The organism is Streptomyces chisholmiae (assembly GCF_031845445.1).
Taxonomy (GTDB): Bacteria; Actinomycetota; Actinomycetes; order Streptomycetales; family Streptomycetaceae; genus Streptomyces; species Streptomyces chisholmiae.
This window is the reverse complement of the sequence record NZ_JAVREO010000001.1, coordinates 397,482-418,248: the sequence shown is the minus strand read 5'-3', so window position 1 is coordinate 418,248 and position 20,767 is coordinate 397,482. Positions and strand designations below refer to the sequence as shown.

The following is a 20,767-nucleotide window of genomic DNA, read 5'->3' as shown; positions in this document are numbered from 1 at the left end:
CGCCAACGGCGTCCCGCCCCGCTCCCCCGCCGGGCGCCCGCGCCCAGCCCCGGGGCGTTGGACGCCCCCGGCACGGCCTACCCGGGCACGCCCAACCCGGCACCAACCAGGGCGAGTTGGCGCTTCCACTGGCCGGCGGCACGGGCGCCGCCCTGGCCCCGGGCGGCGCCCGCGCGGGCCGCCACGGAGCCCCACCCCGGTTCGGCATACCGAACAGAGAACGACATCACGAAGTCATCACCACCCGCTTACGCACATAACCCTTCACCCAGAACCCTTGACGAGAGCAAGCAGGCGTTGCCAGACTCCGGGGACCGCAAGCGCTTCCCCCGGAGGACGCCGGGGGGCGTTCGGCGCCCCATACCACTTTGTTGCTCAGCCGTGCCGACACTCGGCCTTTAAATGAATCGATTCACGGCGGGCCATTCCCCGTTCACCGAGCAAGGAGGCTCTTCGATGCCCAACAGGAAGACCGCGCTCAGAGGGCTCGCCGTGGCCCTGGCCGGCGCGTTCACGCTGACCGCCTGTGGAGGCGGCGGCGGGAGCGACGACGGCAAGGTCACTCTCCGGTTCACCTGGTGGGGAACCGAGGGACGGGCCGACCGTTACCAGGCAGCCGTGGACCTGTTCGAGGAGCAGAACCCGGACATCACGGTGCAGACCAGCTTCGCCGAGTTCAACGACTACTGGACCCAGCGCAGCACCGACGCCACCTCGGGCGAGCTGCCCGACGTGATGCAGATGGACCTCTCCCGGCTGCTGGAGTACGGCAACGGCGGGCTGCTCTACGACCTCGGCGAGTTCGAGGGCGGGGCGCTGGACACCTCCGGCTTCGAGGCCGAGCTGCTGGACTCCGGCCGCGCCATGGACCAGCTGGTGGCCGTGCCCACCGGCACCAACGCCTTCGCGCTGCACTACAACCCCGACCTGCTCGCCGAGCTGGGCGTCGAGGCCCCCGACTGGGACTACACCTGGGAGGACTACCGGGCGTTCATCCGGGAGGTCAGCGAGGCCGGCGCCGGTCAGTCGCCGCAGGTCTACGGCGGCAACGACTACACCATGGTCTGGTGGATGTTCCTGCTGCACCTGATCCAGGAGGGCACCGAGCCGTTCGCCGACAACGGCGAGATGAACTTCACCGAGGACGACCTGCGGGAGTTCATCTCCAGCGCGGACGAGCTGCGCGAGCCGGAGAACATCCTCTTCCCGGCCACCCGCACCGAGCAGCTGGTGCCCAAGAGCGGCTTCACGTCGAACGAGACCCCGGTCGAGCTGAACTGGGACAACATGCTCAGCCAGGCCTCGCAGGACGCCAACAACGACAACCTGCAGCTGATGCCGCCGCCGTCCGGGGCCGACGGGCAGAAGCACCTGTTCTTCAAGCCGACCATGCAGCTCTCCGTCGGGGCCAACAGCTCCCACCCGGAGGAGGCCGCCATGCTGATCGACTTCCTCGTCAACTCCCCCGAGGCGGGCGACATCATCGGCACCGAGCTGGGCATCCCCGCCTCCCAGGAGCGGTTCGAGTCCCTTGAGGTCGAGCCGGGCAGCCCCGACGAGCGGGTGGTCGAGTACCAGCAGCGGCTGCGGGACGAGGGCAACGTGACCGAGTCCGCGCCGTTCCACCCGGAGGGCTTCGGCGCCGTGGAGACCGAGTACGTCCAGGTGCTGGGCAACGAGTTCGGCCACGGGCAGATCAGCGTCGACGACTTCGTCAGCCGGCTCTTCTCCGAAGCGCAGAACCTGCTGATCGTCCAGTGACCCACCGGCCGGGTCGGGCGCCACGGCGTCCGACCCGGCCGCACCGGGGCCGTTTCCACCGCCCCGGCTCCCGGTCCGGCGCGGCTCACCCGCTGCCGGGCGCGCACCGGCACCGGCCGTCCCCCCGGCCCCCGGCCCGGCCAGACCGTTGCGGCACCCGCGAGATCCCGTCCCGGCCGACCGATCCCCGCGATCGGCCGGCCGGGCGCCGGCCCCGGCCGGTGCCGGGCCCCGGGACGCACCAGCGCGGAACCAGCGTCGCACCAGCGCCAACCCCCAGAACTCGCCGATGAATCCTCCGAACGGAAGTCGTCCATGTCCCTGACGCAGCAGACGTCCCGGGCCGCGCCCGAGGCCAAGTCCACGCGTCGGCCCACCCAGGCCCGCTCCTGGCGGCGGGCCGCGGAGACCCGGGCCGGATACGCCTTTCTCGCCCCCTGGCTGCTGGGCTTCATCGCCCTGACCGCCGGGCCCATGATCGCCTCCCTCTATCTGGCCTTCACCGACTACCACCCGATCAGAGGCGGCAGTTGGATCGGGCTCGACAACTTCGAGCGGCTCTGGGACGACGCGCGATTCCTGGACTCCGTCGAGGTCACCGCCCTCTACGCGGTGGTGGGCACGCCGATCAAGCTGGCCGCCGCGCTCGCCGTGGCGATGCTGCTCAACTCCCGGCGCCGCGGGCAGGGCACCTACCGGTCGATGTTCTACGCCCCGTCGCTGATCGGCGCCAGCGTCTCGGTCGCCATCGTCTGGAAGGCGATGTTCAACGACCAGGGCGTCGTCGACGAGGTCGGCCAGTTCTTCGGCATGCCGGCCGGTGGCTGGGTGGGCAACCCGGACCTGACGCTGCCGATGATGATCCTGCTCGCCGTCTGGCAGTTCGGCGCCCCGATGGTGATCTTCCTCGCCGGGCTCAAGCAGATCCCGAACGAGCTGTACGAGGCGGCCCAGGTGGACGGCGCCGGGGCGGTGCGGCGGTTCTTCAAGATCACGCTGCCGATGCTCTCGCCGGTCCTCTTCTTCAACCTGGTGCTGGAGACGATCAACTCCTTCCAGGTCTTCGCCTCCGCCTTCATCATCTCCGGCGGCCAGGGCGGCCCGGCCAACTCGACGCTGTTCTACACCCTCTACCTGTACCAGCGCGGCTTCGGGCAGGGCCAGCTCGGCTTCGCCGCCGCGATGGCCTGGCTGCTGGTGATCGTGGTCGGCATCATCACCCTGGTCTTCTTCAAGACCTCCAAGTACTGGGTCCACTACTCGGGGGACACCAAATGAGCACCTCACTGAAAACCGGTGAACTCCCCACCGTCGCCCCGCGCAACCGCTCCGCTGGTGCCCTGGCCAAGCGCCGCGGCCGGACGATCGGCTTCCACCTGGTCTCCTGGGCCCTGGCCCTGGTGGTGCTCTACCCGGGCGTGTGGATGCTGCTGTCCGCGTTCCGGCCGAGCAACCAGATCATCGGCCAGACCGGGCTGATCCCGAGCGAGACCACCCTCGACAACTTCCGCAAGGCGCTGGAAGGCATCGGCGGCACCTCGTTCTGGACCTTCTTCGGGAACTCGATGATCCTCGCGGTCGGCTCGGTGATCGGCATCTGCGTGTCGTGCTCGGTCTCCGCCTACGCCTTCGCGCGGATCGACTTCCCCGGGCGGAAGATCTTCTTCGCCCTGATGATCGGCACCCTGCTGCTGCCGTTCCACGTGGTGATCATCCCGCAGTTCATCATGTTCAACGAGATCGGCTGGACGGACTCCTACCTGCCGCTGCTGATCGGCAAGTTCCTGGCCACCGAGGCGTTCTTCGTCTTCCTGATGGTGCAGTTCATGCGGAACCTGCCCAAGGAGCTGGACGAGTCGGCGCGGATCGACGGCGCCGGGCACCCCAGGATCTTCTTCTCCATCGTGCTGCCGCTGATGCGGCCGGTGCTGGCGACGGCCTCGATCTTCGCCTTCATCTGGAGCTGGAACGACTTCCTGGCCCCGCTGATCTACCTGCGCTCCCCCGACAGCTACCCGCTGCCGCTCATGCTGCGCCAGTACACGGACCAGACCACGGTCTCCGACTACGGCGCCCAGATGGCCGCCGCGGTGCTGGCGCTGGTGCCGGTGCTCATCTTCTTCATCCTCTTCCAGCGCTATATCGTCGAGGGTGTGGCCACCCAGGGGTTGAAGGGCTGATACGCGATGGCGGCGGTGAACGGGACGGGCTCCCGGCGGGAGAAGCCCGCCGGGGCGGGGTTCGCCCTCTTCGGCGAGGTGGTGATCACCGGTGTGGTGGTCGCGGTGCTGGCCGTGCCGCTGGTCACCCTGCTGCCCGCGCTGGCCGCCGGCGTCGCCCACCTGCGGCGGCAGCTGACCGGGCACAGCGTGCGGATGGCTGACCTGGTCGGGGACTTCACCACCGCGCTGCGGGAGCAGTGGCCGCTGGCGCTGGGTTCGGTCGGGGCCGCGCTGGTGCTGCTGTGGAACGTCTCGCTGGCCCAGGCCGGCCTGGTGCCGGGCGCCGGCGGCCTGCGGGTGCTGACCTGGCTGCTGGTGCTGGGGCTGACGGTGCTGCTGCTGCGGGTCGCCGCCGACTGGCGGCCGGGCGTCGAGCCGGCCGCGCTGCTGCGCGGCGCGGCCCGGCGGGCGGTGACGGACACCGGCGGCTCGGTGCTGCTGGCCATGGGCGTGCTGCTGTGCATGGTGTTCGTCTGGATGCTGCCGCCGCTGGTGCTGCTGGCCGGTGGTCTGCTGGCGCTGGCCACGGTGGCGGTGGACATCCGGGAGTCGACGCGGGCGGCCGACGCCGACCCGGCTCCCTGACGTCCGCCCCGCGCGGCGTTCCCCCGCTTCGTACGGCCGTCGGCCCCACCCCCGCTGTCAGGGGGTGGGGCCGACGGCCGTCTCGGCGCCTGGCCGGCCGGCGTGCCGGTGGATGATGCCCTGCAGTTCGCGGGCCGCCCGGGTCGGGGAGACGTCGCCCCGGTGGGCGAGGGAGATGGTGCGGGTCAGTCCGGGCGGGGCGAAGCGGGTGGTGCGCAGCCCGGACCGCTGGGCGACCATCCGGGGCACCACGGCCATCCCGAGGCCGGCCCTGACGAAGCTCAGCACCGCGTCCATCTCGCCGCCGGCCACCCCGAAGGTGGGCTCGAAGCCGGCGGCCTGGCAGGCGGCCACGGTCAGCTCCCGCAGGTCGTAGCCGTGCCGGAACATGACCAGCGGCCGGTCGCGCAGCTCGGCGACCCGGATCGGGCCGGGCGGCAGCTGGTCCGGCTCGCCCGGCGGCGAGATCACCACCAGCTCCTCGTGGAGCAGCTCCTCGGTGGCCAGCGCCGGCGCCTGGCCGGTGAGCGGGGTGATCACCAGCGCCAGGTCCAGGGCGCCGGCGGCCAGCGCGAGCACCAGGTCCTGCGAGCCGTCCTCCTGGACCAGCAGCTCGACGCCCGGGTAGCTGTCGCGGAAGTCGCGCAGCACGTCCGGCACCAGGCTGGCGCACAGGCTCGGGGGCGCGCCCAGCCGGACCCGGCCGCGGCGCAGCTGGGCGACCTCCTGCACCTCCCGGCGGGCGGTCTCGACGTCGGCCAGGATGCGGCGGGCCAGCGGGAGCAGCGCGGTGCCGGCGTCGGTCAGCGAGATGTGGCCGCGCGCCCGGTGGAAGAGGCCGGCGCCCAGGTCCCGTTCGAGCGCCCTGATCTGCTGGGAGAGCGACGGCTGGGCGACGTGCTCACGGCGGGCGGCGCGGGTGAAGTGCCGGGTCTCGGCCACCGCGACGAAGTACCGCAGCTGTTGGAGCTGCACCGCGCACCACCTCCGGTCGGCCGTGAAGCCTTTCGATAGCCAGAGCCTATCGAAAGCACTGGAACTATGTCTTGGACCGATGCCCGGCGGCTGCCTACCGTCGTGTGTCATGGCACTGGCGACGCGCACGGAACGCCGACCCCCGACCGTGGTGCGGTTGTGGCGTTCCACCATCGGCAAGAAGACGGTGATGGCCGTCAGCGGCGCGATCATGCTGCTGTACCTGGTCTTTCACATGCTGGGGAACCTCAAGGTGTTCTTCGGCCCCGACGAGATGAACGGCTATGCCCACTGGCTGCGCACCCTGGGTGAGCCGGTGCTGCACCACGAGTGGTTCCTGTGGATCGCCCGGGTGGCGCTGCTGGCCGCCGTGGTCGGCCACGGGGTGGCCGCCTACCAGCTGAGCCGCCGCGACCTGGCGGCCCGCCCGGTCGGTTACCGGCACAAGCTGGCCCGCACCAGCTACGCGACCCGCACCATGCGCTGGGGCGGGGTGATCCTGGCGCTGTTCATCGTCTGGCACCTGCTGGACCTGACCACCGGCCATGTGAACCCCAACGGCGAGGCGGGCCGCCCCTACGAGAACGTGGTCGCCACGTTCAGCACCTGGTACGGCAACACCATCTACGTGGTGGCGATGCTCGCCGTCGGGGCGCACGTGCGGCACGGCTTCTTCAGCGCCGCCCAGACCCTGGGGGCCGGCTCGGCCACCAGGGACCGCGCGCTGCGGCTGACCGCCAACGTCCTCGCGGTGGCCCTGACCCTCGGCTTCCTGGCCGTGCCCGTCGGCGTGATGACCGGAATTGTGGAGTGACGGTGAGCGAGAACCCTGCCCCCCAGCCCGCCGAGCGGCCGGCCAGCGGCTACGCCGACTACCGGGTCGGCGACCCGGTGACCGACACCAGGGCCCCGGACGGCCCGATCGAGGAACGCTGGTCCCGCCGGCGCTTCGAGGCCAAGCTGGTCAACCCGGCCAACCGCCGCAAGCACACGGTGATCGTGGTCGGCACCGGCCTGGCCGGTGGCGCCGCCGGCGCCACCCTCGCCGAACAGGGCTACCGCGTCCTCCAGTTCTGCTACCAGGACTCGCCCCGCCGGGCGCACTCCATCGCCGCCCAGGGCGGCATCAACGCGGCCAAGAACTACCGCAACGACGGCGACTCGGTGCGCCGGCTCTTCTACGACACCGTCAAGGGCGGCGACTTCCGGGCCCGGGAGTCCAACGTGCACCGGCTGGCCGAGGTCTCGGTGGAGATCATCGACCAGTGCGTCGCCCAGGGCGTGCCGTTCGCCCGCGAGTACGGCGGGCTGCTGGACACCCGTTCCTTCGGCGGCGTGCAGGTCTCCCGGACCTTCTACGCCAGGGGCCAGACCGGGCAGCAGCTGCTGCTCGGCGCCTACCAGGCGCTGTCGAGGCAGATCGCCGCCGGCAACGTCGAGATGCACGCCCGCACCGAGATGCTGGACCTGGTGGTGGTGGACGGCCGGGCCCGCGGCATCGTCGCCAGGGACCTGGTCACCGGCCGGATCGACACCTACCTCGCGGACGCCGTGGTGCTGGCCACCGGCGGCTACGGCAACGTCTTCTACCTCTCCACCAACGCCAAGAACTCCAACGCCACCGCCATCTGGCGGGCCCACCGGCGCGGCGCCTACTTCGCCAACCCGTGCTTCACCCAGATCCACCCCACCTGCATCCCACGCTCCGGCGACCACCAGTCCAAGCTGACGCTGATGAGCGAGTCGCTGCGGAACGACGGCCGGATCTGGGTGCCCAAGGAGCGCGGCGACACCCGCGCCCCCGCCGACATCCCGGAGGCCGAGCGCGACTACTACCTGGAGCGGCAGTACCCCTCGTTCGGCAACCTGGTGCCCCGGGACATCGCCTCCCGCGCCGCGAAGAACGTCTGCGACGAGGGCCGCGGGGTGGGCCCCGGCGGGCAGGGCGTCTACCTGGACTTCGCCGACGCCATCGCCCGGCTGGGCCGGGAGGCGGTGGCCGCCCGCTACGGCAACCTCTTCGAGATGTACCAGCGGATCACCGACGAGGACCCCTACCGGGTGCCGATGCGGATCTACCCGGCCATCCACTACACGATGGGCGGCCTGTGGGTGGACTACGACCTGGCCACCACCGTGCCCGGCCTGTTCGCCGTCGGCGAGGCCAACTTCTCCGACCACGGGGCCAACCGGCTGGGCGCCTCGGCGCTGATGCAGGGCCTGGCCGACGGGTACTTCGTGCTGCCGGCCACCCTCGCCGACTTCCTGGCCCGGCACCCGCACGACGAGGTGCCGGCCGACCACCCGGCGGTCACCGACACCGTCGCCGAGGTCAACGACCGGCTCTACCTGCTGCTCTCCAACAACGGCGACCGCACCCCCGACTCCTTCCACCGGGAGCTGGGCGAACTGCTGTGGAACGAGTGCGGGATGTCCCGCTCGGCCGCCGGCCTGCGCCGGGCCCTGGAGCGGCTGCCCGCGCTGCGCGCCGAGTTCTGGCGCCGGGTGCGGGTGCCGGGCAGCGGGCAGGAGTTCAACCAGTCCCTGGAGAAGGCCAACCGGATCGCCGACTACCTGGAGCTGGCCGAGCTGATGTGCCTGGACGCGCTGCACCGGGAGGAGTCCTGCGGCGGCCACTTCCGGGAGGAGAGCCAGACCCCGGACGGCGAGGCCGCCCGCCGGGACGAGGCGTTCAGCTACGCCGCCGCCTGGGAGTTCACCGGCACCGGCAGCGCCCCCGTGCTGCACCGGGAGCACCTCGCCTTCGAGTACGTCCACCCCACCCAGCGGAGCTACGCGTGAAACTCACCCTGCGCATCTGGCGCCAGTCGGGACCCGAGGAGCCGGGCGCCCTGCGGACCTACGAGGTCGACGGGATCAGCCCGGAGATGTCCTTCCTGGAGATGCTGGACACCCTCAACGAGGAGCTGATCGAACGGGACGAGGAGCCCGTCGCCTTCGACCACGACTGCCGGGAGGGCATCTGCGGCGCCTGCGGCATGGTGATCAACGGCGAGGCCCACGGCCCGGACCGGACCACCACCTGCCAGCTGCACATGCGGCACTTCGCGGACGGCGACGTGGTGGACATCGAGCCCTGGCGGGCCGCGGCGTTCCCGGTGATCAAGGACCTGGTGGTGGACCGCACCGCGTTCGACCGGGTGATCGGCGCCGGCGGCTACGTCAGCGCGCCCACCGGCAGCGCGCCGGAGGCCCACGCCACCCCGGTGGCCAAGGCGGCGGCCGACGCCGCCTTCGAGCACGCCGAGTGCATCGGCTGCGGCGCCTGCGTGGCGGCCTGCCCCAACGGCTCGGCGATGCTCTTCACCTCGGCCAAGGTCGTGCACCTCAACACCCTGCCGCAGGGCGCCCCGGAACGGGAGACCCGGGTGCTGGACATGGTGGAGACCATGGACGCCGAGGGCTTCGGCGGCTGCACCAACACCGGCATGTGCACCACGGTCTGCCCCAAGGGCATCCCGCTCGCCTCCATCTCCACCATGAACCGCGAGTACCTCCGCGCCCTCCGCAAGTCCCTCTGACCCCACCCGGCCCCGCCGGCCCCGCCAGCCCCGGACGAGGGCGGCGGGGTCGGCGGGGCGGGGCTCACGGGTGCGGGCGCGCCCGGTCAGGACCAGGCGCCGGTGGCGGCGGCCCGGGTGGCGTAGTCGGTGAAGGGGAGCGGGTCGCGGCCCAGCACCCGGCGCACGCCGTCCGCCACCTCGGCGAGGTGACCGGCGCGCATCACCTCGAAGACCAGCCCGAGTTCGGTGACCGCGTCCTCGGGCAGCCCCTCCGCCAGCAGCTCCGACCGGTACTCCGCCGGGGTCAGCTCCACGAAGCGGATCTCCCGGCCGGCCGCCGCCGCGATGGTCGCCACCGCCTCCTCGAAGGTGAGGGCCCGCGGCCCGGACAGGTCGTACTCCCGGCCGTGGTGGCCTTCGGTGGTCAGCAGCACGGCGGCGACGTCGGCGATGTCCCGGACGTCGACGAACGGCTCCGGCACCCCGCCGGTCGGCAGGGCCAGCCGGCCGGCGCGCAGCGGGGCGTGCCAGTAGTCCTCGTCGAAGTTCTGGTTGAAGTTGTTGGCGCGGATGATGCTCCACTCCACGCCTGAGCCGCGCACCGCGCGCTCCGCCGCGGCCACCGCGGGGAAGAGGTCCGGGTCGTAGGCGTCCATGCCACGCCCGGAGAGGGCGACCAGGCGCCGCACCCCGGCCTCGGTGGCCTGCCGGACGAAGGGCTCCGCCAGCTCCGGCGGCCCCGGCACCAGGTAGAGGGCCGTCGCCCCGTCCAGCACCGCCGGCCAGGTGTCCTCGTCGGCCCAGTCGAACCGGGTCCCGGTCGACCGGGAGACCGGCCGCACCCGGTGGCCGGCCGCCCGCAGGGCGGGCACCAGCCGCCGGCCGGTCTTGCCCGTACCGCCCAGGACCACGATGTCGCCGCTGTCGTTGTTCGTTGTCATGCCACCAAGTCAACGGCGCGACGGGGACGTTGGGCATGGTCAACGGTCCGCCGGCCATGTCCGGCCGTCCGGCCCCGACCCGGCGCGGCGGCCCGGGACAGAGCCTAGGCTGGAGGCATGGAACTGACGGAGCCGAGGGGCGGCACGGACCCGAGCACGGACCCGATCGACGAGCTGCTGCGGGGGGTCAGGACCGACGAGGTCCGGGTCCGGCGGACGGAGTTGACCCCGCCGTGGACACTGCGGCTGCCCGAGGCCGGCCCCGCGGACGACGCGGCGCTGACGCTCTGCGCGCCGCTGCGCGGCGAGGGCTGGCTGGCCCCGGCCGCCGGGGGCGGGGCGGCGGCCCGCCGGGTGCGGGTCAACGACACGGTGATCGTGCGGGGCTCGGCCCTGGCCACCCCGCAGGTCAGGCTCACCGACCGGCCGCCGGCCGGTGGTCCTGGCGAGCCGGCGCCGGCCGCCCGCACCGTGCTGCTGCTGGGCGCCTACCGGGTGCGGGGCGAGGTGTCCCGACGGCTGCTCGACCTGCTGCCGCCGGTGCTGGTGGTGCCGGGCGAGGAGGACTGTTCCTCACTGCTGGACTTCCTGGACGGGCAGTTCGCCGGCGGTGCGGCGCCCGGCCAGCAGGTGGTGGTGGACCGGCTGCTGGACTGGCTGCTGGTCTGCACGCTGCGCGACTGGTTCGACCGGCCGGAGGCCGGCTCCCCCGGCTGGTTCCGCGCGCTGGGCGACGCCGCCGTCGGCCCGGCGCTGCGCGCCCTGCACGCCGCGCCGCAACGGCCGTGGACGCTGGCCGCGCTGGCCCGCGAGGCCGGGGTGTCCAGGACCACGCTGGCCAGCCGGTTCAGCCGACTGGTCGGCGAGCCGCCGCTGGCCTACCTGACGCACTGGCGGATGGCGCTGGCCGCCGACCTGCTGACCGAGTCCACCGCGACCGTGGCGGCGGTGGCCCGCCAGGTCGGCTACGCGGACGCGTTCGGCTTCAGCACGGCGTTCAAGCGGGCGCGGGGGATGAGCCCGACCGCCTACCGGGACTGCGCGGCCCGGGCCGACTGCCGGCCGGCCGCGCCCGCCCCCGCCTGAGCGCCCCACCCCGCCGAAGGCCGCCGCGCCGCCCGGCGGTCAGCGCACCGGGTGGCCGGCCGCCCGGAGGGTGTCCTTGACCTGGCCGATGCGCAGGTCCCCGAAGTGGAAGACGGAGGCGGCCAGCACCGCGTCCGCGCCCGCCTCGATGGCCGGCGGGAAGTCGGCCAGCCGGCCGGCGCCGCCGGAGGCGATCACCGGGACGGCGACCCGCTGCCGCACCGCGGCTATCAGCTCGGTGTCGTAGCCGTCCCTGGTGCCGTCCGCGTCCATCGAGTTGAGCAGGATCTCCCCCGCGCCCAGCTCGGCGGCGCGCTCGGCCCAGGCCACCGCGTCGATGCCGGTGCCGCGCCGGCCGCCGTGGGTGGTGACCTCGAAGCCGGAGCCGGTCTCCGTGCCCGGGGGGCAGCGCCGGGCGTCCACCGACAGGACCAGCACCTGGCGCCCGAACCGCTCGGCGATCTCCCGGAGCAGCTCGGGCCTGGCCACCGCCGCCGTGTTGACCCCGACCTTGTCGGCGCCGGCCCGCAGCAGCCGGTCCACGTCCTCCGGGGCGCGCACCCCGCCGCCGACGGTCAGCGGGATGAAGACCTGCTCGGCGGTGCGGCGCACCACGTCGTAGGTGGTCTCCCGGTTCCCCGAGGAGGCGGTGATGTCCAGGAAGGTCAGCTCGTCGGCGCCCTCGGCGTCGTAGACCTTGGCCATCTCCACCGGGTCCCCGGCGTCCCTGAGGTTCTGGAAGTTGACGCCCTTGACCACCCGGCCGGCGTCCACGTCCAGGCAGGGGATCACCCGCACGGCCACGCTCACCGGTCCGCACCTCCCCGGTACGCCTCCAGCTCGACCTGGACCAGCACCCGGGAGTCGGGGAAGCCGACCACCAGCACCGTGCAGACCGGGCGGACCTCGGCGAACAGCTCCCGGTGCGCCCGGGTCGCGTCCTCCGCGTCGCGGCCGTGCGCCAGGTAGAGGCGGGTGCGCACCACGTCCTCGGCGGCCAGGCCGAAGGGCCCGAGCGCGGCCACCGCGTCGGCCAGCGCGCTGCGCGTCTGCTCGTACGTGTCACCCAGCGCGGCCGCGCCGGCGGCCGGCGGCAGCGTGCCGCCGACCAGCACCAGCGGGCCGGCCGCCACCGCCGTGGCCGCGCCCAGGGTGCGCTCCCACTCGCTGTCGCCGCCCTCCCGGCGGACCTGCTCGCTCATGCCTCGGCCACCGCCGCCAGCGCCTCCTCCAGGGTGAACGCCTGGGCGTAGAGCGCCTTGCCGACGATGGCGCCCTCCACGCCGAGCGGCACCAGCTCGGCGATGGCCCGCAGGTCGTGCAGCGAGGAGACGCCGCCGGAGGCGACCACCGGCCGGTCGGTGGCGGCGCAGACGTCGCGCAGCAGCTGGAGGTTGGGGCCCTTGAGGGTGCCGTCCTTGTTGATGTCGGTCACCACGTACCGGGCGCAGCCCTCGGCGTTGAGCCGCTCCAGCGTCTCGTAGAGGTCGCCGCCGTCCCGGGTCCAGCCGCGTCCGCGCAGCGTGGTGCCGCGCACGTCGAGGCCGACGGCGATCCGGTCGCCGTGCTCGGCGATGGCCTTGGCGACCCACTCGGGGGTCTCCAGCGCGGCCGTGCCCAGGTTGACCCGGGTGCAGCCGGTGGCCAGCGCGGCGGCCAGCGTCGCGTCGTCCCGGATGCCGCCTGACAGCTCGACCCTGATGTCCATGGCGGCGGTGACCTGGGCGATCTGGGCCCGGTTGTCGCCGGTGCCGAAGGCGGCGTCGAGGTCCACCAGGTGGAGCCACTCGGCGCCGGCCCGCTGCCAGGCCAGGGCGGCGGTCAGCGGGTCGCCGTAGGACGTCTCGGAGCCGGACTCGCCGTGCACCAGGCGGACCGCCTGGCCGTCCCGGACGTCGACGGCCGGGAGGAGTTCGAGCTGGCGGGTGGTGTGCGTCTCGGTCACAGGGTCTCAATCCAGTTGGTGAGGAGGCGGGCGCCGGCGTCGCCGGACTTCTCCGGGTGGAACTGGGTGGCCCACAGCGGGCCGTTCTCCACGGCCGCGACGAAGGGTTGGCCGTGGGTGGCCCAGCTGACCTTCGGCGGCTCGATGGCGGCGCTGCCCGACGGCGGCAGCGGCAGGTCGTGCGCCGCGTAGGAGTGGACGAAGTAGTAGCGCTCCTCGGGGCCGAGGCCGGCGAAGAGCCGCGAGCCCTCGGCGGGCGCCACGGTGTTCCACCCCATGTGCGGGACGACCTCGGCCTTGAGCGGGCCGACCGTGCCCGGCCACTCGGCCAGGCCGTCGGCCGCCACGCCGTGCTCGATGCCCCGGGCGAAGAGGATCTGCATCCCGACACAGATGCCCAACACCGGCCGGCCGCCGGCCAGTCGGCGCTCCACCGCCCAGTCGCCGCGGGCCGCGCGCAGCCCCGACATGCAGGCGGCGAAGGCCCCGACGCCGGGCACCAGCAGGCCGTCGGCGGCCAGCGCCGCGTCCAGGTCACGGGTGATCTCGACCCGGGCGCCGGCCCTGGCGACCGCGCGCTCGGCGGACCTGACGTTGCCGAAGCCGTAGTCGAAGACGACCACGGACTTCTCCCGCCGGCCCACGGCTACCACACCTCCAGCCGCAGCACGCCGGCCACCAGGCAGAGCGCGCTGGCCAGGGCCAGCAGCACGATCACGCCCCGGGGCAGGCCCTGCTTGGCGAACGAGTAGACGCCGGTGCCGAGGAAGAGGCCGGCGGCGATCAGCAGGGTCGAGGTGAGGTTCACAGGGCGCCCTTGGTGGACGGGATGCCGGGCTGCCGCGGGTCCAGCTCGCTGGCGTACCGCAGCGCCCTGGCCAGCGCCTTGAACTGGCACTCCACGATGTGGTGGGCGTTCCGGCCGTAGGGCACCTCGACGTGCAGCGCGACCTGGGCCTGGGCCACGAAGGACTCCAGGATGTGCCGGGTCATCGTGGTGTCGTAGGCGCCGATCATGGGCGCCATGCCGGCCGGCTCCTGGTGCACCAGGTAGGGGCGGCCGGAGAGGTCGACCGTCACCCGGGCGAGGGACTCGTCCAGCGGCACCGAGGCGTTGGCGAACCGGACGATGCCGCGCTTGTCGCCGAGCGCCTGCCGGAACGCGGCGCCGAGCGCCAGCGCGGTGTCCTCGATGGTGTGGTGGCTGTCGATGTGCAGGTCGCCGTCGGTCTTGACGGACAGGTCGAACAGGCCGTGCCGGCCCAGCTGGTCCAGCATGTGGTCGAAGAAGCCCACCCCGGTGGACACCTCGACCTGGCCCGTGCCGTCCAGATCGATCTGGACCGTCACGGACGTCTCCTTGGTGGTGCGCTCCACGCGACCCACGCGGCTCATACGTCGATCTCCTTCGTCACTGCGCGTACCGCGTCGAGGAACGCGTCGTTCTCCGCCCGGGTGCCGGTGGTGGCGCGAAGCCGGCCGGGCACGCCGTTGTCCCGGACCAGCACCCCGTGGTCGAGCAGCCGGCGCCAGACGTCCCTGGCGTCGGCGAACCGGCCGAACTGCACGAAGTTGGCGTCCGACTCCGTGACGTCGAGGCCCAGCGCCCGCAGCTCGGTGACCACCCGGTCCCGCTCGGCCTTCAGCTCCTCGACACAGCCGAGCAGGACGTCGGCGAACTCCAGCGCGGCGTGCGCGGTGGCCTGGGTGATCGCCGAGAGGTGGTAGGGCAGCCGGACCAGCTGGACGGCGTCCACCACGGCCGGGTCGGCTGCCAGGTAGCCGAGCCGGAGCCCGGCCGCGCCGAACGCCTTGGACATGGTGCGGGTGAAGACCAGGTTGGGCCGGCCCTCGATCAGCGGCAGGTTCGACGGGCGGTGGCTGAACTCGGCGTACGCCTCGTCCACCACCACCAGCGCGCCCCGGCCGCCCCTGGCCTCCTGCGCCGCCTCGTACAGCGCGAGGATCGTCCCGGCCGGCAGGGCGGTGCCGGTCGGGTTGTTCGGCGAGCAGAGGAAGACCACGTCGGGACGGCGCTCGTGGACCAGCGCCACCGCGGCCTCGGTGTCGATGTCGAACTCCGGGGTGCGCGGCCCGGACAGCCAGTCGGTGCCGGTGCCGCGGGCGATCAGCGCGTGCATGGAGTAGGACGGGTCGAAGCCGAGGGCGGTGCGGCCGGGCCCCCCGAAGGTCTGCAGCAGCTGCTGGAGGATCTCGTTGGAGCCGTTGGCCGCCCACAGCTGGGCGGGCTCCAGCGGGTGGCCCGTGGTCCTGGCGAGGTAGTCGGCGAGCTGGGTGCGCAGGACCACCGCGTCCCGGTCCGGGTAGCGGTTGAGGGTGCGGGCGGCCTCGGAGACCCGCTCGGCGATCCGCTGGACCAGGGCGTCCGGCAGCGGGTGCGGGTTCTCGTTGGTGTTGAGCTGGACGGGCACGTTCAGCTGCGGGGCGCCGTACGGGGACTTGCCGCGCAGCTCGGCCCTGATGGGCAGGTCGTCGATGCGGGTCACTTGCGGGGCGGAACCTTCCACTCGAACCTGGCCTGCACCGCCGCGCCGTGCGCCGGCAGGTCCTCGGCCTCGGCCAACGTCACCACCAGCGGCGCGACCTCGGCCAGCGCCTCCCGGTCGTACTCGACCACGTGGACGCCGCGCAGGAAGGACTGCACCGACAGGCCCGACGAGTGGCAGGCGCAGCCGCCGGTGGGCAGCACGTGGTTGGAGCCGGCGCAGTAGTCGCCGAGGGAGACCGGGGCGTGCGGGCCGACGAAGACGGCGCCGGCGTTGGTCACCCGGGCGGCGACCTCGGCGGCGCGCTCGGTCTGGATCTCCAGGTGCTCGGCGGCGTAGGCGTCGACCACGGTCAGCCCGTGGTCGAGGTCGGCGACCAGCACCGTGTAGGACTGGCGGCCGGTCAGCGCCGCGGTGATCCGCTGGTGGTGCTTGGCGGCGGCGACCTGCCGGGTCAGCTCGGCGTCCACCGCGTCGGCCAGCGCGACCGAGGGGGTGACCAGGACGGCGGCGGCCAGCTCGTCGTGCTCGGCCTGGCTGATCAGGTCGGCCGCGATCAGGGCCGGGTCGGCGTGCTCGTCGGCGAGCACCGCGATCTCCGTCGGCCCGGCCTCGGCGTCGATGCCGACGATGCCCTTGAGCAGGCGCTTGGCGGCGGCGACGTAGATGTTGCCCGGGCCGGTGACCAGCTTGACCGGGCGGCACTCGGCGGTGCCGTGGGCGAACATGGCGATCGCCTGGGCGCCGCCGGCCGCGTGCACCTCGTCGACGCCGAGCAGCGCGCAGGCCGCCATGATCGTCGGGTGCGGCAGGCCGTCGCTCCACTCCTGGCCCGGGGTGCGCTGCGGCGGGGAGGAGACGGCGAGCGAGCCGACGCCGGCCTCCTGGGCCGGGACGACGTTCATCACCACGGACGACGGGTAGACCGCCTGGCCGCCGGGGACGTAGAGACCGACCCGCTGCACCGGCACCCAGCGCTCGGTGACCGTGCCGCCGGGGACGACCTTCGTCGTGTGGTCGGTGCGGCGCTGCTCGCGGTGGACCAGCCGGGCGCGCCGGACGGACTCCTCAAGCGCGGTCCTGACCGCCGGGTCCAGCTCGGCCAGCGCCCGCGCCAGCGCCTCGGCCGGCACCCGGGTGCGGGTCTGCCGGACGCCGTCGAACCGCCGCGCGTACTCGACCAGCGCCGCGGTGCCACGATGGCGCACGTCCTCGCAGATGGGCCGCACCTTCTCCAGGGCGGCCTCGACGTCGAGTTCGGCGCGTGGCAGCAGCTCGCGGTCGATCGCCGCCGAGGTGGCGGCGTCCCGCAGATCGATTCGGTTCAGCACGCGACCAGTCTCGCAGACCGCGCTGACACCCCAGCGGCACGTTTCACGATGCGGTCCCGGTCCCGCCGGACCAGCCGATAGGCTGGCCGGTCGTGACGACCACCCGCCTGCCCCTGTTCCCCCTCAACACCGTGTTGTTCCCTGGGCTGGTCCTGCCCCTCAACGTCTTCGAGGCCCGCTACCGCGCGCTGCTGCGGGACCTGCTCGACCTGCCGGAGGGCGAGCCGCGCCCGTTCGGGGTCATCGCCATCCGGGAGGGGCACGAGGTGGCGCCGCGCGGCCTCGGGCTGCCGGACGGGCCGCCCGCCGACCCGGACCCGGCCGCCGGGTTCGGCGCGGACCCGATGCGCTCCTTCCACCAGGTGGGCTGCGTCGCCGACGCCTCCACCATCCGGCCGCGGCCGGTGCCGGGGGAGGCGGCCGAGGCCGGGGAGCGGGACGGCACGGCGACCGGCTACGAGGTGCTGGCCACCGGCACCAGCCGGTTCCGGCTGCTTTCGGTGGACGCCAGCGGGCCCTACCTGGTCGGCGAGGTGGAGCCGTTGGAGGAGCGGCCGGGCGAGGGCGCCGGGGCGCTGGCCTCCGGGGTGCTGCTGGCCTTCCGTCGCTACCAGAAGGCGCTGGCCGGCGCGAACGAGCGGACGCTCGGCCCGGCGCAGGACCTGCCCGACGACCCGTCGGTGGTCTCCTACCTGGTGGCGGCGGCCACCGTGCTGCACACCTCGGACAAGCAGCGGCTGCTCCAGGCGCCGGACACGGCGAGCCGGCTGGCCGACGAGCTGCGGCTGCTGCGCCAGGAGGTCGCGTTGATCAGCAAGCTGCCCTCGGTGCCGGGCGCCGAGTACACGATCCGGCCGACCAGCCTGAACTGAGGCCGGCGGGGCCCGGCCGCCGGGGCCGGGCCGGGCGAGACGGGACGGGCGAGACGGACGGGAGCGGACGGGCATGGGTGGTGGGCGGGGCGGCGGCACTCCGGCGACGGTGGCGGCGAGCCGGGCCGGGGTGGCGTTCAGCACGCACGCGTACCGGCACGACCCGGCGGCCGGCGGCTACGGCGCCGAGGCGGCCCGGGCGCTGGGCCGGGAGCCGGCGCGGGTCTTCAAGACGCTGGTGGCGGAGGTGGACGGGGCGCTGACGGTGGCGCTGGTCCCGGTCTCCGCCTCGCTGTCGCTGAAGGCGCTGGCCGCGGCGGTCGGCGGGAAGCGGGCGGCGATGGCCGACCCGGCGGTGGCGGAGCGGGCCACCGGGTACGTGCGGGGCGGGATCTCCCCGCTGGGGCAGCGGCGCCGGCTGCCGACGGTGCTGGACGCCTCGGCGGCCGAGCACCCCACGATCCTGGTGTCGGCCGGCCGCCGGGGCCTGGAGATCGAGCTGGCCCCGGCCGACCTGGCCGCGCTGACCGACGCCAGGACGGCGCCGATCGCCAGGTGACCGGCGGCCGGCTGCCCCGACTGACCCGGCTGACCGGCCCCCGGCCGGGTCAGCGGCCGGGCAGCCCGACCTCGACGGTGCTCCTGGTGCCCCACTGGTTGATCCGGCGGCAGGTGAGCATGGCGTAGAGGTACAGCGGGCGCAGCACCAGGGCCCGCCAGGCGGCGGCCAGCGGGGCCGCGGCGTAGAGCAGCGCCAGGTCCCGGCGGCGCAGGTCGCCGCGGACGACGGTGAAGAGCCGCAGCGCCATCAGGTAGCTCATCACCACGCCGACCACCACCCCGAGGAGCAGGACGGTACCGAGGTGCTCCCGGTACTCCGGGTGCAGCACCAGGGCGGCGGGGATGGCCAGGCCGAGCGCGATGTGCAGGTACTCGCCGACCGTCGTCCACCACACGACGCCGGTCGCCGGCAGGTAGCGCAGCCACCACAGATGGCGGACCGTGGTGCCGCGCATCCAGCGCAGCTGCTGGCGCAGGTAGTGCGGCCAGCGCTCGGGCACCAGGGTGAAGACCAGCGCGGACGGCTGGTGCACGGTGTCCCCCGCGAGCAGGGCATAGAAGGTGAGCATCGAGTCGTCGTTCATCTGCATCGGCCGGCCGCAGAACCGCTCGTTCTCGTACACCCCGGCGGCCTCCCGAACGATCCCGGCCCGGTAGAAGGCGAGCGTCCCGGAGTTGATGGTCACCCGCCGCAGCACCGACTGGGCGCTGCGCAGCCCCCGGGTGAACGGCAGGTAGAGCAGGCAGACCAGCCGGGTGAGGGCGTTGGCATCGTGGTTGAGGACGACGACCTGCCCGGCGACCGAGCGCACGGCCGGGTCGGCGAACGGCTTGAGGCCCTCGGCGACGGCGTGCCGGTCGAGCACCGAGTCGCTGTCCACGGTGACGAAGACGTCCGCGTCGTCGGTGGCCAGCACGTGCATCTGGGCGTGCCGCTTGCCGCGGTTGGCGGTGCGGTCCCAGGTGACCTCGACGCCGTGGGCCGGGGCCAGGGCCAGCAGCTCGGCGCGCACCTCGGGGTAGGTCTCCGGCGAGCCGTCGGGCCGAGTGGAGCCGTCGTCCACCACCCGGAGCCGGGTGACCGGGCGGCTCTGGGTCAGCACGGAGTACAGGCAGGCCCGGAGCGCGTCCGGGTCCTCGTTGTAGACGGGGACCTGCACGGTGACCGTGAGCGCGTCGAGGCCGGCGTCCGCCGGTGCCCGGCGGGGGCGTTCGAGCCAGGCCAGCGGAACCCACCACAGCAGCAGGAAGGAGACCAGCCAGGGCACCGCCAGTGGGCCGCCGGCGCCGTCCGGGCCGAGCGAGCGGAGCAGGGCGTAGCCGTGGGCCAGGACCCAGGCGAGGAAGCCGGTCAGCGGCAGCACGGCGAGCGGCACCAGCCAGCGTGCGGAGACGGCGCGCGCGATCGGCGGGGGCGGCACCCCGGGCCAGCGGCCCGCCACCTCGCCGGCCGGCCGGGACGTCACCGGACCACCGGGCCGCGCCCCCTGCGGAACGACAGCCGCACCAACCCCACCCCCAGCAGCACCAGCGCCACGCTGGCCACCGTCAGCCAGAGCTGTCCCGTCGCCATGCCGGTGGCGGCCAGCGCGCCGCCCGATCCCCCGACCGATCCGTAGGGCATGTGAACCTCCCGCGTCGTGATCTTGTTCGTCTGACCAACGCCGACGGTAGGAGTCCGAGGGGGGCGCCGCACCACGGCGCGGGCGGCGGAGTGACCGCCGTCCAGCCGGGCGACCGGCGGGTGGGTCAGCCGGCGGCCGGGCCGGCCGGCGTCTCCCAGCGGGGCAGCTGGGCCGCGGGGCGCGGCCGCTCGGGCCGGGTGCCGAAGCCGGCGAAGCAGAGCAGGTGGGCCAGGAGCGCGCCGAACGGGAGCCCCAGCAGCACGCTCTTGGCGCCCAGCCGCAGCGGCGCGTCGAAGATCGCGCCCTGCTCCAGCTCCGCGATCCGGGCCAGCAGGTCGTCGCTCGGGCCCAGCAGCATCCCCAGCTGCCAGGCCAGCCAGGCGCCCAGGACGGCGCCGAGCGCCAGGCCGAGCACCGCGCCGACGCCGCCGTCCCGGCGCAGCAGGAAGGTCAGCACCCCGGCCACCGCCCCGACGCCGAGGCCCAGCAGCAGGAAGACGCCGTCGGCGGCGATCGCCTGCTGGCCCTCGGAGTTGACCAGCAGCACGTCCTGGCCGCGCAGCTCCAGCGGGATGCGGGGGGCCCGCCAGAGCCAGAGCAGGCCGAGCGCCACCCCGGTGAGCAGTGCCACCGGCACCGCGACCAGCAGGCCCGTCCGTATCTCCCGGCCCCAGTCGGGGCCGCCCGCCCTGGGGGTGGCCACGGGCACGGCCCACGGGTCGTGGCCCGGCTGGGGGACGGTGGGACGGTCGTCAGGGGCTGGCTGGGGAGAGTCCACCCCGTCATCCTGCCAGGTACGGCCACCTGTTCGGCCCTGGGGACGGCCGTTTGG

The 20,767-nt window shown here is 73.8% G+C and carries 23 protein-coding genes; 10 read left to right on the top strand and 13 right to left on the bottom strand.

What is annotated here, in order from left to right; translation table 11 throughout:
• The first annotated feature begins 456 nt into the window (after positions 1-456).
• The 4 genes from RM844_RS01855 to RM844_RS01840 all read left to right on the top strand — a co-directional run bounded on the left by RM844_RS01855 (position 457) and on the right by RM844_RS01840 (position 4,568).
• On the top strand, positions 457-1,761 hold the full coding sequence (locus RM844_RS01855) for an ABC transporter substrate-binding protein (RefSeq protein WP_311663871.1): 1,305 nt from the start codon (positions 457-459) through the stop codon (positions 1,759-1,761).
• Positions 1,762-2,076: 315 nt separating this feature from the next.
• On the top strand, positions 2,077-3,039 hold the full coding sequence (locus RM844_RS01850; protein WP_311663869.1) for a carbohydrate ABC transporter permease: 963 nt from the start codon (positions 2,077-2,079) through the stop codon (positions 3,037-3,039).
• Entirely contained in the window at positions 3,036-3,941 is a 906-nt protein-coding gene (locus RM844_RS01845; protein ID WP_311663867.1) for a carbohydrate ABC transporter permease, read from the top strand. Before RM844_RS01850 ends, RM844_RS01845 begins: the two co-directional genes overlap by 4 nt.
• 15 nt (positions 3,942-3,956) lie before the next feature.
• Positions 3,957-4,568, top strand: coding sequence for a hypothetical protein (locus RM844_RS01840; protein WP_311663865.1), 612 nt, complete (start codon positions 3,957-3,959; stop codon positions 4,566-4,568).
• Positions 4,569-4,625: 57 nt separating this feature from the next.
• Here RM844_RS01840 and RM844_RS01835 read toward each other — a convergent pair whose 3' ends face one another.
• Positions 4,626-5,543, bottom strand: coding sequence for a LysR family transcriptional regulator (locus RM844_RS01835; protein ID WP_311663863.1), 918 nt, complete (start codon positions 5,541-5,543; stop codon positions 4,626-4,628).
• A gap of 109 nt (positions 5,544-5,652) precedes the next feature.
• Between RM844_RS01835 and RM844_RS01830 the strand changes: the two genes are divergently transcribed.
• From RM844_RS01830 to RM844_RS01820, 3 genes are read left to right on the top strand one after another with little or no spacing between them, the layout of a single operon-like run.
• The gene (locus RM844_RS01830) at positions 5,653-6,357 is read left to right on the top strand and encodes a succinate dehydrogenase cytochrome b subunit (protein ID WP_311663861.1); all 705 of its coding nucleotides are present in this window, start codon (positions 5,653-5,655) and stop codon (positions 6,355-6,357) included.
• A gap of 2 nt (positions 6,358-6,359) precedes the next feature.
• Positions 6,360-8,345: a fumarate reductase/succinate dehydrogenase flavoprotein subunit gene (locus RM844_RS01825; RefSeq protein ID WP_311663859.1), complete on the top strand. Its 1,986-nt coding sequence runs from the start codon at positions 6,360-6,362 to the stop codon at positions 8,343-8,345.
• Positions 8,342-9,085, top strand: coding sequence for a succinate dehydrogenase/fumarate reductase iron-sulfur subunit (locus RM844_RS01820; protein WP_311663858.1), 744 nt, complete (start codon positions 8,342-8,344; stop codon positions 9,083-9,085). The genes RM844_RS01825 and RM844_RS01820 overlap by 4 nt, the downstream gene beginning before the upstream one ends.
• A gap of 86 nt (positions 9,086-9,171) precedes the next feature.
• Here RM844_RS01820 and RM844_RS01815 read toward each other — a convergent pair whose 3' ends face one another.
• Positions 9,172-10,008 carry an NAD(P)H-binding protein gene (locus RM844_RS01815; RefSeq protein ID WP_311663856.1) on the bottom strand — a complete coding sequence of 279 codons (837 nt, stop codon included), beginning with the start codon at positions 10,006-10,008 and terminating at the stop codon, positions 9,172-9,174.
• A 117-nt stretch (positions 10,009-10,125) separates the two neighbouring features.
• Here RM844_RS01815 and RM844_RS01810 point away from each other — a divergent pair, with 117 nt between their 5' ends.
• Entirely contained in the window at positions 10,126-11,094 is a 969-nt protein-coding gene (locus RM844_RS01810) for an AraC family transcriptional regulator (protein WP_311663854.1), read from the top strand.
• A 39-nt stretch (positions 11,095-11,133) separates the two neighbouring features.
• On the opposite strand, the gene hisF is transcribed toward RM844_RS01810, so the two are convergent.
• From hisF to hisD, 8 genes are read right to left on the bottom strand one after another with little or no spacing between them, the layout of a single operon-like run.
• Positions 11,134-11,904 carry an imidazole glycerol phosphate synthase subunit HisF gene (gene hisF, locus RM844_RS01805; protein ID WP_311663852.1) on the bottom strand — a complete coding sequence of 257 codons (771 nt, stop codon included), beginning with the start codon at positions 11,902-11,904 and terminating at the stop codon, positions 11,134-11,136.
• Entirely contained in the window at positions 11,901-12,296 is a 396-nt protein-coding gene (locus RM844_RS01800) for a Rid family hydrolase (protein ID WP_311663850.1), read from the bottom strand. The genes hisF and RM844_RS01800 overlap by 4 nt, the downstream gene beginning before the upstream one ends.
• Positions 12,293-13,039, bottom strand: coding sequence for a bifunctional 1-(5-phosphoribosyl)-5-((5-phosphoribosylamino)methylideneamino)imidazole-4-carboxamide isomerase/phosphoribosylanthranilate isomerase PriA (priA, locus tag RM844_RS01795; protein WP_311663848.1), 747 nt, complete (start codon positions 13,037-13,039; stop codon positions 12,293-12,295). Before priA ends, RM844_RS01800 begins: the two co-directional genes overlap by 4 nt.
• The gene (gene hisH / locus RM844_RS01790; RefSeq protein ID WP_394814391.1) at positions 13,036-13,692 is read right to left on the bottom strand and encodes an imidazole glycerol phosphate synthase subunit HisH; all 657 of its coding nucleotides are present in this window, start codon (positions 13,690-13,692) and stop codon (positions 13,036-13,038) included. Before hisH ends, priA begins: the two co-directional genes overlap by 4 nt.
• Complete coding sequence (locus RM844_RS01785; RefSeq protein ID WP_311663844.1) at positions 13,686-13,847, bottom strand: hypothetical protein; 162 nt, start codon at positions 13,845-13,847, stop codon at positions 13,686-13,688. Before RM844_RS01785 ends, hisH begins: the two co-directional genes overlap by 7 nt.
• A complete protein-coding gene (hisB, locus tag RM844_RS01780) occupies positions 13,844-14,434 on the bottom strand; it encodes an imidazoleglycerol-phosphate dehydratase HisB (protein WP_311663842.1) in 591 nt (196 codons plus the stop codon). The genes RM844_RS01785 and hisB overlap by 4 nt, the downstream gene beginning before the upstream one ends.
• The gene (locus tag RM844_RS01775; RefSeq protein ID WP_311663840.1) at positions 14,431-15,546 is read right to left on the bottom strand and encodes a histidinol-phosphate transaminase; all 1,116 of its coding nucleotides are present in this window, start codon (positions 15,544-15,546) and stop codon (positions 14,431-14,433) included. The genes hisB and RM844_RS01775 overlap by 4 nt, the downstream gene beginning before the upstream one ends.
• Positions 15,543-16,877, bottom strand: a complete 1,335-nt coding sequence (gene hisD / locus RM844_RS01770) for a histidinol dehydrogenase (protein ID WP_311663838.1) — start codon at positions 16,875-16,877, stop codon at positions 15,543-15,545. The genes RM844_RS01775 and hisD overlap by 4 nt, the downstream gene beginning before the upstream one ends.
• Positions 16,878-16,969: 92 nt before the next feature.
• Here hisD and RM844_RS01765 point away from each other — a divergent pair, with 92 nt between their 5' ends.
• Positions 16,970-17,749 (top strand): LON peptidase substrate-binding domain-containing protein, encoded by a 780-nt coding sequence (locus tag RM844_RS01765; RefSeq protein WP_311663836.1) that lies wholly within the window; start codon positions 16,970-16,972, stop codon positions 17,747-17,749.
• A 73-nt stretch (positions 17,750-17,822) separates the two neighbouring features.
• Positions 17,823-18,308 (top strand): Cys-tRNA(Pro) deacylase, encoded by a 486-nt coding sequence (gene ybaK, locus RM844_RS01760; RefSeq protein WP_311663834.1) that lies wholly within the window; start codon positions 17,823-17,825, stop codon positions 18,306-18,308.
• A 49-nt stretch (positions 18,309-18,357) separates the two neighbouring features.
• On the opposite strand, the gene RM844_RS01755 is transcribed toward ybaK, so the two are convergent.
• From RM844_RS01755 to RM844_RS01745, 3 genes are all read right to left on the bottom strand, one after another.
• Complete coding sequence (locus RM844_RS01755) at positions 18,358-19,776, bottom strand: glycosyltransferase (RefSeq protein ID WP_311663832.1); 1,419 nt, start codon at positions 19,774-19,776, stop codon at positions 18,358-18,360.
• A complete protein-coding gene (locus tag RM844_RS01750) occupies positions 19,773-19,934 on the bottom strand; it encodes a hypothetical protein (RefSeq protein ID WP_311663830.1) in 162 nt (53 codons plus the stop codon). Before RM844_RS01750 ends, RM844_RS01755 begins: the two co-directional genes overlap by 4 nt.
• A gap of 125 nt (positions 19,935-20,059) precedes the next feature.
• Positions 20,060-20,713, bottom strand: a complete 654-nt coding sequence (locus RM844_RS01745; protein ID WP_311663828.1) for an ABC transporter permease — start codon at positions 20,711-20,713, stop codon at positions 20,060-20,062.
• Positions 20,714-20,767: the final 54 nt, after the last annotated feature.

What these genes read in the sequence shown, in the direction of transcription:
- hisB (WP_311663842.1), bottom strand. Translation starts at nt 14,434, where the DNA reads ATGAGCCGCGTGGGTCGCGTGGAGCGCACCACCAAGGAGACGTCCGTG.
- ybaK (WP_311663834.1), top strand. Translation starts at nt 17,823, where the DNA reads ATGGGTGGTGGGCGGGGCGGCGGCACTCCGGCGACGGTGGCGGCGAGC.
- RM844_RS01855 (WP_311663871.1), top strand. Translation starts at nt 457, where the DNA reads ATGCCCAACAGGAAGACCGCGCTCAGAGGGCTCGCCGTGGCCCTGGCC.
- RM844_RS01810 (WP_311663854.1), top strand. Translation starts at nt 10,126, where the DNA reads ATGGAACTGACGGAGCCGAGGGGCGGCACGGACCCGAGCACGGACCCG.
- RM844_RS01750 (WP_311663830.1), bottom strand. Translation starts at nt 19,934, where the DNA reads ATGCCCTACGGATCGGTCGGGGGATCGGGCGGCGCGCTGGCCGCCACC.
- RM844_RS01815 (WP_311663856.1), bottom strand. Translation starts at nt 10,008, where the DNA reads ATGACAACGAACAACGACAGCGGCGACATCGTGGTCCTGGGCGGTACG.
- RM844_RS01800 (WP_311663850.1), bottom strand. Translation starts at nt 12,296, where the DNA reads ATGAGCGAGCAGGTCCGCCGGGAGGGCGGCGACAGCGAGTGGGAGCGC.
- RM844_RS01850 (WP_311663869.1), top strand. Translation starts at nt 2,077, where the DNA reads ATGTCCCTGACGCAGCAGACGTCCCGGGCCGCGCCCGAGGCCAAGTCC.
- RM844_RS01830 (WP_311663861.1), top strand. Translation starts at nt 5,653, where the DNA reads ATGGCACTGGCGACGCGCACGGAACGCCGACCCCCGACCGTGGTGCGG.
- RM844_RS01845 (WP_311663867.1), top strand. Translation starts at nt 3,036, where the DNA reads ATGAGCACCTCACTGAAAACCGGTGAACTCCCCACCGTCGCCCCGCGC.